Source organism: Streptomyces sp. WM4235, assembly GCF_001279725.1.
GTDB lineage: Bacteria > Actinomycetota > Actinomycetes > Streptomycetales > Streptomycetaceae > Streptomyces.
Genome location: NZ_LGDE01000215.1, coordinates 1 through 13834 on the forward strand (window position 1 = coordinate 1; position 13834 = coordinate 13834).

Below are 13834 nucleotides of genomic sequence, written 5' to 3' on the forward strand. Positions count from 1 at the left end.
CCCCACCAACCCCGCCAAACCCATCAACGCCTCGCGCGCCGCACCACGACAGCCGCCACGGCCCCGCCGATGAGCACACAAGCCCCCAACCCCAACGCGAGCCACGGAAGCCCCCCGCCGGACTCCTCCGCCCCGGCCCGAGGCGCAGGCGCGGGCTCCACCGACTCGGAGGCCTTCGCACCCGGCACCCCGGAAGGCGCCTTGCCGGCCCCGGCCCCGGCACCCGCGAGATCCGGCAACGGATACACATCGGCCGGCCCAGGATCACCGGGCGTCGGCACCGCGATCCGGGGGCGGACGACGCCGTAGCCGATACCGTCATTGCGCTCGGCGCCATCGACAGACTTACCCGCCGTGTTCAGCAAGACCCGAAGCACCTGATTGTTGGTCCAGTCGGGATGCAACGACCACACGAGTGCGGCCGAGGCGGAGGCGAGCGCGGTGGCATCACTGGTGCCGTGACTCTTACAGAGCCCGGACTTGTCACTGCAAGCCGAGACGATGTCGACACCGGGGGCCGTCATGTCGACCTGAGGCCCGCGCTGCGATTCCTTGGTCACAACACCCTTGGAGTCCACAGCACCGACCCCAACTACGCCCGGCGTGGCCGCCGGATAGTTGATCTCGTTCGTCGAGTGCCCAGTGTTCCCGACAGCTGCAAAGATCAGCTTTCCCTTGGAGAGGGCATACTTCACCGCTTCAAGGCGCGCCGGGTCATCCTTGGGCCTCCCCATGGAAATACTGATGATCTTTGCATCCGAGTCTGCCGCATATCGAATCGCCGCAGTCCAACTCGGGGTCTTCAGGTCTTCCTCGTAGGGCACGCGGATCGGGAGGATCTTGGCGGCGGGCGCCAGCCCGAATGCCCCATCACCACTCGGGTGCCTTCCGGTTGCAGCAATGATCGCCGCCATGGACGTGCCGTGACCGGCGAGGTCGGTTTTCTCATCGCCCTCGACCGTATCGGGTGCGAAGTCTTTGCCGGGAAGAACCTGGCCTTCCAGCTCAGGAATGATCTCCACGCCGTCGTCGATAACAGCGACAGTAACGCCGGCGCCCTTGCTGATCTTCCAGAGGTCGTCTGCCTTCATGACGTCGAGATGCCACTGCTTCTCGCGAATGGTCTCCGCATGGGCGGGGGTCGCAGCGACCCCCGCCAACAGCAGGCCAACGAAGACCGATGTCGCCTTGTGCATGCGCATCTGTTGCAACGTCCGTTCCACTCAGTCAATTACCGGTGGCACAACACGACGGTTGGCCTGCCATGTCTCTTCATCTTCGGCCAGGTAGTCGGGGCGTTCGCCTGCCCGCCCATCGCGCCGCCTGCCCGGATTCTGTGAACCCGAGCTCCCGTGCCCCATCGCTCCGCCGACCGGCCCTGCGCCCGGTGCGTTACGCACGAGCCCCGAACCACCTTGAGTGAACGGTTGACCGCCCACCCCAGGCCGACGTCCGCCGGCAACACCACCGGTCTCTGAGGCCAGGCGGCGCCCAACCGCCGAACCTCCAGAAGCTCCATGAGGGGACCCGGCACCGCCCCCCATTCCGCCGCCCATCATTCCGCGGCCGGCCTGGCCTGCCTCCCCGCCGATGACCGTGCCGCGCGGAATCCCGGCGCTGGGCCCGGTGGCGGGAAGCGCCCGACCGCCAACGATGCCGGGATCACGGGCGGGCAAGCCTGCGGCGCCTACAACCTTGCCGAAAGGTCCGCTCGGCCCGGTCAACTTGCTGCCACCCACCAGGCCAGGGCCACCCGGGTTCCCTAGACCGATGGCTGGTGGGAGCGTCGCGGGCGGAATCGGCAGAACAGGGTTGCCTCTGGCACCTGGGCCGTCCGGCAGCATGCCTGCAATCGGGGGTGAAGGGTGCACCTTCTCCGGCAACGTTCCGGCGGCGTTCAGATCCACAGTCACGTCACGGTCCGGGACCCCCACCACGTTCGCCGTGTCCAGGTTCGCGGAAGAGGGCAGAGGAACAGCGCTGTCCGACCGTGGCACTCTGCCGGACTCCCCGGTCAACTCCCGCGTAGAAGAACTAGATGTGCTCTGAGAGGCACTGAACCGACCTTCGGGGCCAGCCACTGCCCCGGGAGCGCCCTCAGGGCGCTCAAGGCCTTCATTCCCATGGAGGGTCGGTGGAACAAAGTTCGCCGGCGGCGGTGGGAACGTCGGGATCTCCGCCGTGTTCATCTGGTACGCCGACTGCTTGTACGAGGTGGTCAGCTTCTCCAACTGCTGAACAGCGGCCATGCGATGCACTTCCAGCTTTCGCCAGGACTCCCGAGCGACCGGCTGCGCGTCCGGGTCGTTGTGGAACTTCTTGGCCGACGCGTAGCTGGACAAATCCGGGTCGACTTCGTCCCGCTTCGGCATGTCCCGCCGGACCTCGCGCATGGTCTGACCGGCCTCGACCATGTACTTGCCGCCGGTGGCGCTGTACTCGCTCAGGCGGAGCGTCGCGCTGCCCGCCTGGCTCACCCATTCCTGGAAGGCCGTCGAGGCCTCGCCCTCCCAGCCGGACACCTTGTGCGACTTCAGGATCTCCCCGATCGCCTTGATGTCCCCGGCGGCCTTGACCAACGCCGTGCCCCGCGCCTCCACCGTCTCGGGGCTGAAGTTCGCGACCATCGCCATCAGTTGTTCGATCGAGTAGTCCCCGAAGCCCGGCATCAGTTCCCCCCTCCCGGATAGTCCTTGCCAACGGCCGTCGGTGCCTTGTACAGCGGGTCCCGTTCCGGGACGTAGTCCTCGTGCGCCTTCGCCGAGATCGCGGCCATCCGGCGGCGGGTCTCCTCGTCGATGCCCGCGAAGCCCTTGCCCGCCGTTCGGATCGCGATGCCCAGGCCCTCGATCTGTCCCGCCAGCCCCCGCGACAGGTTCACCAGTTGTTCGTGCACCGTCGTGTAGGCGGTCTGCAGTTGGGCGGCCGCCGGGAAACCTTCCCCGAGCACGCCGGCCGGTAGCGTCCCGTCGGCCAGCTTCTTGTCCGCCGCCGCCGAGCCGTCGAGCCTTTCGAGGAGGTCGTCGACCAGGTTCTTGTAGCCGTTCAGCGTCTCGTACTCGATCCGCATCGCCGCCGTCGGCGGGGGTCCTCCGATGTACGGTCCCGGCCCGCCCTGCCCGTAATCCAATGCCACTACGGCCTCCCCGACTCCCCGTTGTCCCCGCGGGAGCGGTGTCGGCACCGCTCCCCGTCCCCGTTCGCTCCCGTTCACACGCGCACGTGCGCAGTCTCGTCGGTCACTCTAGCGACCGGCGCGGACAGCCCCAACCCCGGGGTTGCACGTGCAATGGGCCTCACACGGTCAGGAGTTGGGCGCCGCCACCGCCGCGGATGGCCGGATCGGGAGCCTGTTGACCGGGCGTCCGGTGGCGGATCGGACGGCCGAGGCCACGGCCGCCGGGGTGGTCACCACGGGGACGGCGCTCGCCGCCTTGGCCCCGAAGGGGGCCACCACGTCGCGTTCCTCGACCAGTTTGACGATGCGGACCGTCGGGGCGTCCAGCGCGGTGGGCAGGGCGTAGCCCGTGAGGTCGGGGTGGCGGATGACTCCCCCGATCGAGCGGAGGTTCTCCGTCAGGGCCGCGCCCACGCCCTGGGTGACGCCCGCCTCGATGCGGGCTTCGAGCTGGCGGGGGTTGAGGATGCGGCCGACGTCCTGGGCGACCGCGAGTTCGACGACGCGTACGGAGCCCAGCTCGATGTCCACGTCCACCACCGCCCTGATCGCGCAGAACGCGAGCCCGACGAAGGCGTCGCCCTGGCCGTCGGCGTCCAGGGGTTCGGTGGGGTGGGGGCGGCACTGGGCCGTGGCCCAGAGTTCCTTGCCCTCTATCGCCTCGGCGACGGTGGTGGAGAACGCTCCGTCGTACGACGTGATCCGGCCGTCCGTGATCTGGAGCAGTTCGGTGGACATGCCCAACTTGTGGGCCATCGGCTGGAGGAGTTGGGTACGGACCATCTTCGCCGCGCGTTCGACGGCCCCGCCCGACACCCACGTGTGGCGCCCGTGCGCGGCGGGCCCGGCCGGCGGCTGGTCGGTGTCGACGGGGGCCGTCACGACCTCGTCGACGCCGAGGACCTCCTGGACGATCTGTCGGGCGAGCGTGGCAAAGCCCTGGCCGGTGTCGACGGCCGCGCAGATGACGGTGGCCGCGCCGTCCACGATCTTCACGGTGGCGGTGGAGACCTCGTCGGTCCCCTCGGCACCGAGCATGTGGACCATGCCGACGCCGTATCCGACGCCGCGCCGGACCGCGCCCGGTTCGCCCGCGCCTTCCGGGCCGCCGGGCAGCAGCCACTCGTCCTCGGGGGTGTCCTTCGGGAGGGACGGCAGCGGGTGGTCGCGTACCGCGCGCAGGAGTTCGGCCACCGGCGCGGGGCAGGTGACCGTCTGGCCGGTGGGCAGGAGGTCGCCGGTGGCCAGGACGTTGCGCATGCGCAGCTCGGCGCCGTCGATGCCGAGGGCGGCCGCGAGCTTGTCCATCTGGCCTTCGTAGGCGGCGCACACCTGCATGGCGCCCTCGCCGCGCACGTGGCCCGACGGCGGGTTGTTCGTGCGTACCACCCAGCCTTCGACGAAGGCGTGCGGGACGACGTACGGGCCGCACGCGAAGGCCACGGCGGCGGCCAGCGATTCCGAGGACGAGTCGGCGTACGCGCCCGCGTCCATCAGGATCTGCGCCTCGACCTTGACCAGCCGGCCCTCCGCGTCCGCGTGGTGGCGGTAGCGCAGGAGCGTCGGGTGTCGGTGGGCGTGGCCGAGGAAGGACTCCTCGCGGGTCGCGGCCAGTTTGACGGGGCAGCCGGTACGCAGGGCCAGCAGGCCGAGCGGCAGTTGGAAGGCGGGGTCCTCGCGGTCGGCGGTCGCGCCGGGGACGCCGGTGACGACGATCCGTACCCGGTCGGGCTCCAGCCCGAAGCAGGCGGCGGCCAGGTCGCGGTCGGTGTGCGGGTCGGTGGAGGCGGTGTAGATCTCCACGCCGCCGTCGGGGCGCGGTACGGCGAGTCCGGCCTCGGCGCCGATCGGTGCCGGGTCCTGGCGGCCGATGCGGTACAGGCCCTCGACGACGACCTCGCCGGTCGCGTCCGGGTCGCCGTAGCTCAGCGGGATGTGCCGGATCAGGTTGCCGTCGGGGTGCAGGGCGGGGGCGCCGAACGCCTGCTCGGGGTCGGTGATCGCTTCGAGCGGTTCGTACTCGACGGTGATCGCGGCGGCCGCGAGGCGGGCGGTGTCGGGGTGGTCGGCGGCCACGGCGGCGATGGGCTCGCCGTGGTGGCGGACGATGTCGTGGGCGAAGACGGGCCGGTCGGCGATGCGGCGGCCGTGGGTGGTGGCGCCGGGGACGTCGGCGTGGGTGACGACGGCGCGGACGCCCGGCATGGCGGCGGCGGCCGTGGTGTCGACGGAGAGGATGCGGGCGTGGGCGTGCGGGGAGCGCAGTACGGCCGCCCACAGCAGGCCTTCGGCCCACAGGTCGGCGGCGTAGGGGAACGTGCCGCCGGTCTTGGCCCGGGCGTCGGCGGACGGGACGGAGGCTCCGATCCCGCGCAGCGGTTCCTGCCCGTCGTCCGCTCCGGGGCCCGGGGCCGTCGTCACGGTGGCCGTGCTCGTCGCGGTGGCCGCGTCCTGCCCGCTCACGCCGTGCCTCCGTTGGGGTGGATGCCGCCCTCGCCGGGCGGCGCCTGGTGCGGGATGCGCGTCTCGGTGCCGGAGCCGGAGCCGGTACCGGAGTCGCCGGCGGCGGTCGCCTCGCGTTCGGAGACGACCTCGCGGACGGCCTCGATGACGCCCTTGTAGCCGGAGCAGCGGCAGAGGTTGCCGCAGAGCGCCTGGCGCGTCTCCAGCTCGCTCGGCGCGTGGTTGCCTTCCAGCAGGTCATGGATGGTCATGGCCATGCCGGGGATGCAGAACCCGCACTGCACCCCGCCCGACCTGCACAACGCTTCCTGTACGTCGGAGAGTTCCCCGTCCGTGGCGAGCCCCTCGACCGTCCGGACCTCGCTGGACGCGGCCGTCGCGGCGGGCACCAGGCAGGACGCGACGAGCCGGCCGTCCACCTGCACGGCGCAGGCCCCGCACTCGCCCTGCGAGCAGCCGTCCTTGGCGCCGGCGAGGCCGAGCCGCTCGCGCAGCACGTACAGCAGCGACTCGCCGATCCAGGCGCCGGTGACGGGACGGTCGGCCCCGTTGACGCGCAGGACGTAGGACGCCAGCGGATGCTCGTGATGGGCGTCGGCCCCCGCGTTCTCTTCCTCGTACGTCGTCTCCCCGAGCGGAACACCGGCCCGGTCGCCCGCGTCCGGCAGTGCCACAGCACTGTCCGGGGCGCCCTCGACCGGCACGTCCCGCGCGGTGGCTTCGGCGCGACCACCGGCGGACTCCTGCTCGGGCTCGACGAACACGAGCCCGTGCCCGTCGGTGGCCTCCGGCCCGGCCGGGGCGTCCGCGCGCCCCTCCCCGGGCTCGGACTCCGGCCCGACCACGTCCAACCCGCGGCCGTCCGTGGCGAGACCGCCGGAGTCCACCGCGAACCCGCGCCCGTCCGTACCGGGACCACCGCGGTCATCCACCGCGAACCCGCGCCCGTCCGTGGCGAAGCCGCCGGAGTCCACCGCGAACCCGCGCCCGTCCGTGGCGAGACCGTCCCGATCCACCGCGAACCCGCGCCCGTCCGTGGCGAGACCGTCCCGATCCACCGCGAACCCGCGCCCGTCCGTGGCGAGACCATCCCGGTCCACCGCGAAACCGCGCCCGTCCGTGCCAAGCCCACCGCGGTCATCCACGACGAACCCGCGCCCGTCCGTGGGCTCGGGCTCCCGCCCGGTGGCGGGTCGGTCCGTCCGGGTGAAGCCGTGTCCGTCGCCCGGGCCGGCCTCCGTGCCCACCGGGCGCGGTCGTTCGCCCTCGACCGGCGTCTGTGCCGGGCCGTGGGCGGCGTCGATGTCCGGGGCCGGATGGGTGACCGGCTCCGGGTCGGGGAGCGGGGTGCCCACGCCGGGTCCGCCCAGCACCCTGGGGCCGCGACCGGGAGGGCCGCCGACCGGGCCGTCGCCGTGCCGTGCGGCTCCCCCGTCGTCGCCCTGGAACGTGCCCGGGAGCACCCCCGAGCTCAGCGAGGCGTCGTACACGGGCGTCGCCCAGGGGGCGGCCGCGCCACCCGGCAGGGTCGCCGGGGCCTGGCTCCAGTCGGCGGCGGGCGCGCCGCCGGGCAGCGTCCACTGGCCGGTGTCCCGGCCGTCGCCGGACCGCGTCGCGTCGGGGAACCGCCATTCGGCGGTGTCGGCGGGGTCGGGGTTGCCGGGCGTCTCGGCGGGGTCCGCCTGCGCCTGGTCCTGGCCGGTCGCGCCGAAGACGGCGGCCACGGACGCGGGCAGCGGGATCGAGGCCGGGATCGGCCCCCGCGCGGGCGCCTGGCCGGCCGCGGAACCCGGCGCGGAACCCTGTACGGAACCGTCCTGGCCCGCCGCGCCCGTTCCCGCCTCGGGCCACTGGACCGGCATCGTCCAGGTCCCGGTGGCCGAGGGGTCGGCGGAGCCGGAGCCCAACGGCACGATCATCGGCGGCGGCACGTACCCGTGCCCGGGGGCCGCCAGCGGCTCCCGGTTGTCGAGCGCGTCCAGCATCTCCTGCGGCAGCTTCACGAAGGCCGTGGCCTCGGAGTCCATTTCGCCGCCGTGCGGCACCGGCTCCCAGCCCCAGCCGGCGGGCGCGTGACCGGCGCCCCCGGTCGTTCCGCTCACGTTCTCGTTCTCACTCATGTGCTCAGTGCCCTCCCCAGGGCCCTCCGTGCCAGCACGGCCACCGTCCGCCGCAGGTGCAGTACTCCGGCAGCCACCGGTTCTCCCTGGTCGGGCACGCAGGCCGCGGCGACGTACTCGCCGAAGGCCTCCAGTGCCTCGGGGGCCAGGCTGCGGTCCCCGTCCCAGTCGATCAACGAGGCCACCCACTGTTCGGCCTCCAGCGGCCGCAGGGGCATCGGGGCGACCGCGCCGATGGCGCAGCGCACGCCGCGGCGCGCTGGGTCCAGCACGAGCCCCGCGGAGGCGACCGCGCGCCCGGGGCCCGTACGTCCCGTGGCCTTCAGGAACACCTGCGGCGCGTGCAGCAGGGGAACCCGTACGAAACCGATCAGTTCGCCCGGGCGGAGCATCTCGCGGCCGGCCAGCAGGTGGGAGACCGGGATCTCCCGCCGGGACACCCCGGAGTCGCCGAGGGCGGGCGGGCCGACGATGATCAGCACCGCCTCCAGGGCCGCCAGGACGGGCAGGGCGTCGCCCGTGGGGGCGGCCGTGGCGATGTTCCCGCCGAGGGTGCCCGCGTTGCGGATCTGCGGCGGTCCGGCAGCGCGGGCGGCGGCGGCCAGCGCGGGAATCAGCGCGGCGAAGTCGGGCCTGCCCATCCGGGCGTGGGTGAGGCCGGCGCCGAGGAGGGCGTGGCCGTCCTGGTACTGCCAGCCGCGGATCTCGTTGATCCGGCCGAGGCCGACCAGCGCGGCGGGCCGCAGCAGTCCGGCGTTGACGGCCGCCATCAGGTCGGTGCCGCCGGCGACGGGCACGGCCGCGGGCATGGCGGTGAGCGCCGCCACGGCCTCGTCGAGCGAGGTCGGCAGCGTCACGGACTGCGCCGCCCGAGGACCCTGAGGCCCCTGAGATGAATGCGGTGAGTGCGGTGCGTGCGTGGTCAACCCGGCTGCCCCTTCCCGATGTCCCGGTCCCGGCGCTCACGCCTGTCCGCCGTACGGTACGTCCTCACCGCCGGGACGTGGCAACTCTGGCACATGTTCCGCACCGGCCGGCGCGAGGGTCGGCCGGACGCGCGATGTCGGGGTCCGGCCCGCCGACACCGCGCACTTGCGTCCGTATCGACCTAAATCGGGAAAGAGTTCCAAAGGACTTCAAACGCTGCGTCGGTTGCCTGAGTCACACGATCGGGGGCTCGCCGTCGATCGGGCGCCCGAGCACCCCGGGGCGTCGCTGCCGGGGCAACGGGCCGCCGGGCGGACGGTAGTCGACCCCGAGGGCGTCCAGCCGCGCGTAGTGCGTCGCCATGCGTGCCTCGAACCCCGCCCAGTCCCGTTCCGCGGGCTCCGGCAGGCGTGACCAGACCACCTCGGCGAACGCGGCCAGGCGCGGGAACACCTGGTAGTCGACCCGGCTCTGGTCCTCCGTCACCTCGGTCCACATGTTGGCCTGCGCGCCCAGCACGTGGGCGGCCGCCTCCGGCGACAACTTCGGCGGTACCGGCTCGAACCGGTACACGTCCGCGAGCGAGCGGACGTATCCGATCGGCATCGGCTCGTCCTCGCCCGGCGCCTGACGGTGGTCCAGGTACACCTGCTGCTCGGGGCACATCACCACGTCGTGGCCCGCCTCGGCGGCGGCGACGCCGCCCGCGTAGCCGCGCCAGGAGGACACCGCCGCGCCCGGCGCCAGTCCGCCCTCCAGGATCTCGTCCCAGCCGATCAGCCGGCGGCCGCGCTCGGCGAGCCAGCCGTCGAAGTGCCGGATGAACCAGGCCTGGAGCCCGTCCTCCCCGTCCACTCCCAGTTCCCGGATCCTGGCCTGCGCGGCCCGGGAGGCGCGCCACTGCGTCTTGGGGCACTCGTCGCCGCCCACGTGCACGAAGGGCGAGACCTCGGCCGGGAACAGTTCCAGCAGTTCCTCGAAGACGCCCTCGTAGAACCGCAGTACGGCCTCCGTGGGGGCCAGCACGTTCTCGCAGATCCCCCAGTCGTCCCAGACCCCGAGCGCGGCGGTGTCCACGACGTCGGTGTTCCCCAGTTCGGGGTAGGCGGCGATGGCGGCCTGCGAATGGCCGGGCACGTCGATCTCGGGCACGACCCGCACGTGCCGCTCGGCGGCGTACGCGACGATCTCGCGGATGTCGTCCTGGGTGTAGAAGCCGCCGTGCGGGGTCTCGTTCCACAGCGGTGACGCCCGGTGCCCCCAGCGGCTGCGCGGCCGCCAGGCGCCGACCTCGGTGAGCCGGGGGTACCGCTTGATCTCGACGCGCCAACCCTGGTCGTCCGTCAGGTGCAGGTGCAGCACGTTCAGCTTGTGGGCGGCGAGCAGGTCGATGTAGCGCAGCACCCCGTCCTTGGGCATGAAGTGCCGGGCGACGTCGAGCATCAGGCCGCGCCAGCCGAAGCGGGGGCCGTCGGCGAGGTCGCCGACCGGCAGCCGCCAGACGCGGCCGGGCGCGGCGGGCGCGCGTCGGTACGCGTCGGGGCCGAGCAACTGGCGCAGCGTCTGCACCGCCCAGTGGAGGCCCGCCGGGTCGCCGCCTTCGAGGAGGACCAGGTCGCGGGTGACGTGCACCTCGTACGACTCGGCGCCGGCGCGGGCGATGTCGGGGCGCAGCGCGAGCCGGATCACCGTGCGACCGGCGTGCGCCGCGCCCGCGACCGGCGCGGGGAGCTCCCAGCCGGTGGCCGCGCCGAGTTCGGCGCGCAGTCGGCGGGCGGCGCCCTCCGTGCCGGGGGGCGCCACGAGCACCGGGTCGGTCAGCTCGCACGCGTCGGCGGTCGGGAAGCGCGCGTACCGCGGCTCCGGGATCAGGTCGGGCATGGGCGGGCCTCCACGGAGATGCCGTTGCGTCATGCGCAACGCGCGTTCCACATGTTGCTTACCCGGCCGACCCTAGCTTTCCTCCCGGGCGCGCAAAAGGTCCCCGGCGCACGGTGGCGCGACCGGGGACCTCGGTCCTGCGTGGTGCGGGACGAACGGCCCGGACTACTTGTCCTTGCCGCCCTTGTCCTTGTCGCCGCCGGCGCCCATGGATTCGTAGATCTCCTTGCACATGGGGCAGACGGGGTACTTCTTCGGGTCCCGTCCCGGGACCCAGACCTTGCCGCAGAGGGCGACGACGGGCGTACCGCCGAGCGCGCTCTCCATGATCTTGTCCTTCTGGACGTAGTGGGCGAAGCGCTCGTGGTCGCCGTCGCCGTGGGACACCTGCGGCGTCGGCTCTACGAGGGTCCCCGTACCAGTCCCGCGCTCGGGCTCAAGAGTGCTCATGAAAGCCAGGGTACCGACCCCCGCGCGGCTCAGTTGAGCGACGGGTCGTCCGGATAGGTGGCGATCATCGCCAGCTCGCTGCGCTGACGGCGGAGCACCGCCCTCCACAGCCGTTCGGGGTCCGGGAAGGAGATGTCGCCCGGCTCGGAGTCCACCACGTACCAGGCCCCGCCGCCCAGCTCGTCCTCCAGTTGGCCGGGGCCCCATCCGGAGTAACCGGCGAAGATGCGCAGGCCACCGAGGGCGGCGGCCAGCAGCTCGGGCGGCGCCTCCAGGTCGACCAGCCCGATCGCCCCGTGCACCCGACGCCACCCCAGCGGCCCCTCCTCGCCGGGGATCACCGCGATGCCGAGGGCCGAGTCCAGGCCCACCGGGCCGCCCTGGAACACCACCCCGGGGTCGCCGGCCAGCGGCGCCCAGGGCAGCAGGATGTCGACGACGCCCACCGGCGTCGGCCGGTTGAGGACGACGCCGAGCGAACCCTGCTCGTCGTGGTCGAGCAGCAGCACCACCGCGCGGTCGAAATTCGGGTCCGCGAGGGCGGGGGTGGCCACGAGCAACCGCCCTGTGAGGGAGGACACCTCGGTCATGCCGACATGATCTCGCACATTCGCCCTTCGGGGGGAGCCGGCGGACTCATCGGATCACGCGCAGCTCAGGGCGCACGGCGGCGGAAAGGGGCGCGCTTCCCGAAAGGACCCGGAACGCGACACTCCGCAACGATGCGGCAACAGAGTGTGTTGTGCCGAATTCATGACAGTCCTACGGCCGCGTCAGCCATACAAACAAGGGGGTGGCGACCCTTACCCTTTTCACTGGCCCCCCGCCCACCCCACTCCGGAACGCGAGATCCATGACCGGCACTGACGATGTCCTGCTTGTCCACGGCGGTACCCCGCTCGAGGGCGAGATCCGTGTCCGCGGCGCGAAGAACCTCGTGCCGAAGGCAATGGTGGCCGCTCTGCTCGGCAGCACCCCCAGCCGGCTGCGCAACGTTCCCGACATCCGTGACGTCCGGGTCGTGCGCGGTCTGCTCCAGCTCCACGGGGTGACCGTCCGCCCCGGCGAGGAGCCGGGCGAACTGGTCCTCGACCCCACGTACGTCGAGAGCGCGAACGTCGCCGACATCGACGCCCACGCGGGGTCCTCCCGGATCCCGATCCTGTTCTGCGGTCCGCTGCTGCACCGTCTCGGCCACGCCTTCATCCCCGGCCTCGGCGGCTGCGACATCGGCGGCCGGCCGATCGACTTCCACTTCGACGTGCTCCGCCAGTTCGGCGCGACGATCGAGAAGCGCGAGGGCGGCCAGTACCTGGAGGCCCCGCAGCGTCTGCGCGGCTGCAAGATCCGGCTGCCGTACCCGTCCGTCGGTTCGACCGAACAGGTCCTGCTGACGGCCGTCCTCGCCGAGGGCGTCACCGAACTCAGCAACGCGGCCGTCGAGCCCGAGATCGAAGACCTCATCTGCGTCCTGCAGAAGATGGGCGCGATCATCTCCGTCGACACCGACCGGACCATCCGGATCACCGGTGTGGACGAGCTCACCGGCTACAACCACAAGGCGCTCCCGGACCGCCTGGAGGCCGCCTCGTGGGCTTCCGCGGCCCTGGCGACCCGCGGCAACATCTACGTCCGCGGAGCGCAGCAGCGCTCGATGATGACCTTCCTGAACACCTTCCGGCGGGTCGGCGGTGCCTTCGAGATCGACGACGAGGGCATCCGCTTCTGGCACCCGGGCGGCCCGCTGAAGGCCATCGCGCTGGAGACGGACGTCCACCCGGGCTTCCAGACCGACTGGCAGCAGCCGCTGGTCGTGGCCCTGACGCAGGCCTCGGGCCTGTCGATCGTCCACGAGACGGTCTACGAGTCCCGGCTCGGATTCACCTCGGCGCTGAACCAGATGGGTGCTCACATCCAGCTGTACCGCGAGTGCCTGGGCGGTTCGGCGTGCCGTTTCGGTCAGCGCAACTTCCTGCACTCGGCGGTCGTCTCCGGCCCCACGAAGCTGCAGGGCGCCGATCTGGTCATCCCCGACCTGCGCGGCGGGTTCTCGTACCTGATCGCGGCGCTGGCCGCCGAGGGCACCTCGCGCGTCCACGGCATCGACCTGATCAACCGCGGCTACGAGAACTTCATGGAGAAGCTCATGGAGCTGGGCGCCAAGGTCGAGCTCCCCAACGGCGACCTCGTCTGACGGAAGCGCCCCAGGGCCCCTCAGGGGGCCCTGGACAGGCCGAAGGGCGGCCACCCCGGTGGGGTGGCCGCCCTTCGGCTTTCGTGTGTACTGCTGCCGTCCCGAGGGCCGTGCGGCCCTCGGCACAAGGGCGGTACTACTTACCCTTGGCGGCTTCCTTGAGCTTGGAGCCCGCGGAGACCTTCACGCTGTAGCCGGCCGGGATCTGGATGGGGTCGCCGGTCTGCGGGTTGCGCGCGGTGCGAGCGGCACGGTGGGTGCGCTCGAAGGTCAGGAAGCCGGGGATGGTGACCTTCTCGTCGCCCTTGGCGACGATCTCGCCGACGGTCTCGGCGAGCGCGGCCAGAACGGCGTCGGCGTCCTTGCGGGTCACCTCGGCGCGCTCGGACAGAGCGGCCACCAGCTCACTGCGGTTCATGTTGTACTCCCGTGTTCAACGTGCCTTAGAGGCGTGAGATCGAAGCCGATGCTGCCAGGGCCCTAGGACAGTCCCCGGACCCGGGTCTGAACGTCAGACCCTCTCGCCCGGTTACGCATCCTGCCCCCACCAGCGGCGGGAAAGCCAATCCGGCACCCGCCAGGGTCACACGAAAAGCGCCACTGTCACGCCGCGGTGACGCT

11 protein-coding genes are annotated in these 13834 nt (G+C 72.2%); 1 reads left to right on the top strand and 10 read right to left on the bottom strand.

What is annotated here, in order from left to right:
• Window positions 1-23 precede the first annotated feature (23 nt).
• The 9 genes from mycP to ADK55_RS16305 form a co-directional block, all read right to left on the bottom strand.
• Window positions 24-1202, bottom strand: a complete 1179-nt coding sequence (gene mycP, locus ADK55_RS16265; protein WP_053679360.1) for a type VII secretion-associated serine protease mycosin — start codon at window positions 1200-1202, stop codon at window positions 24-26.
• A 21-nt stretch (window positions 1203-1223) separates the two neighbouring features.
• The gene (locus tag ADK55_RS38570; RefSeq protein ID WP_159041415.1) at window positions 1224-2669 is read right to left on the bottom strand and encodes a WXG100 family type VII secretion target; all 1446 of its coding nucleotides are present in this window, start codon (window positions 2667-2669) and stop codon (window positions 1224-1226) included.
• Complete coding sequence (locus tag ADK55_RS16275) at window positions 2669-3136, bottom strand: DUF2563 family protein (protein ID WP_234350071.1); 468 nt, start codon at window positions 3134-3136, stop codon at window positions 2669-2671. Before ADK55_RS16275 ends, ADK55_RS38570 begins: the two co-directional genes overlap by 1 nt.
• A gap of 168 nt (window positions 3137-3304) precedes the next feature.
• Window positions 3305-5641, bottom strand: coding sequence for a xanthine dehydrogenase family protein molybdopterin-binding subunit (locus tag ADK55_RS16280; RefSeq protein ID WP_053679367.1), 2337 nt, complete (start codon window positions 5639-5641; stop codon window positions 3305-3307).
• On the bottom strand, window positions 5638-7761 hold the full coding sequence (locus ADK55_RS16285) for a (2Fe-2S)-binding protein (RefSeq protein ID WP_053679369.1): 2124 nt from the start codon (window positions 7759-7761) through the stop codon (window positions 5638-5640). Before ADK55_RS16285 ends, ADK55_RS16280 begins: the two co-directional genes overlap by 4 nt.
• Window positions 7758-8687 (bottom strand): FAD binding domain-containing protein, encoded by a 930-nt coding sequence (locus ADK55_RS16290; protein WP_053679371.1) that lies wholly within the window; start codon window positions 8685-8687, stop codon window positions 7758-7760. The genes ADK55_RS16285 and ADK55_RS16290 overlap by 4 nt, the downstream gene beginning before the upstream one ends.
• Before the next feature lie 235 nt (window positions 8688-8922).
• Window positions 8923-10569, bottom strand: coding sequence for a beta-N-acetylhexosaminidase (locus tag ADK55_RS16295; protein ID WP_078998988.1), 1647 nt, complete (start codon window positions 10567-10569; stop codon window positions 8923-8925).
• 165 nt (window positions 10570-10734) lie between these two features.
• A complete protein-coding gene (locus ADK55_RS16300) occupies window positions 10735-11019 on the bottom strand; it encodes a DUF3039 domain-containing protein (protein ID WP_053679372.1) in 285 nt (94 codons plus the stop codon).
• Window positions 11020-11048: 29 nt separating this feature from the next.
• Window positions 11049-11609, bottom strand: a complete 561-nt coding sequence (locus tag ADK55_RS16305) for a YqgE/AlgH family protein (RefSeq protein WP_053679374.1) — start codon at window positions 11607-11609, stop codon at window positions 11049-11051.
• 263 nt (window positions 11610-11872) lie between these two features.
• Between ADK55_RS16305 and murA the strand changes: the two genes are divergently transcribed.
• Window positions 11873-13213, top strand: a complete 1341-nt coding sequence (gene murA / locus ADK55_RS16310) for a UDP-N-acetylglucosamine 1-carboxyvinyltransferase (protein WP_053679376.1) — start codon at window positions 11873-11875, stop codon at window positions 13211-13213.
• 136 nt (window positions 13214-13349) lie between these two features.
• Here the strand turns inward: murA and ADK55_RS16315 are convergent, their stop codons facing one another.
• A complete protein-coding gene (locus ADK55_RS16315; RefSeq protein ID WP_007264399.1) occupies window positions 13350-13631 on the bottom strand; it encodes an HU family DNA-binding protein in 282 nt (93 codons plus the stop codon).
• Between the last annotated feature and the right edge of the window lie 203 nt (window positions 13632-13834).

Coding starts and splice junctions, on each gene's coding strand:
- mycP (WP_053679360.1), bottom strand. CDS start 1,202: ATGCGCATGCACAAGGCGACATCGGTCTTCGTTGGCCTGCTGTTGGCG.
- murA (WP_053679376.1), top strand. CDS start 11,873: ATGACCGGCACTGACGATGTCCTGCTTGTCCACGGCGGTACCCCGCTC.
- ADK55_RS16315 (WP_007264399.1), bottom strand. CDS start 13,631: ATGAACCGCAGTGAGCTGGTGGCCGCTCTGTCCGAGCGCGCCGAGGTG.
- ADK55_RS16300 (WP_053679372.1), bottom strand. CDS start 11,019: ATGAGCACTCTTGAGCCCGAGCGCGGGACTGGTACGGGGACCCTCGTA.
- ADK55_RS16285 (WP_053679369.1), bottom strand. CDS start 7,761: ATGAGTGAGAACGAGAACGTGAGCGGAACGACCGGGGGCGCCGGTCAC.
- ADK55_RS38570 (WP_159041415.1), bottom strand. CDS start 2,669: ATGCCGGGCTTCGGGGACTACTCGATCGAACAACTGATGGCGATGGTC.
- ADK55_RS16305 (WP_053679374.1), bottom strand. CDS start 11,609: ATGACCGAGGTGTCCTCCCTCACAGGGCGGTTGCTCGTGGCCACCCCC.
- ADK55_RS16295 (WP_078998988.1), bottom strand. CDS start 10,569: ATGCCCGACCTGATCCCGGAGCCGCGGTACGCGCGCTTCCCGACCGCC.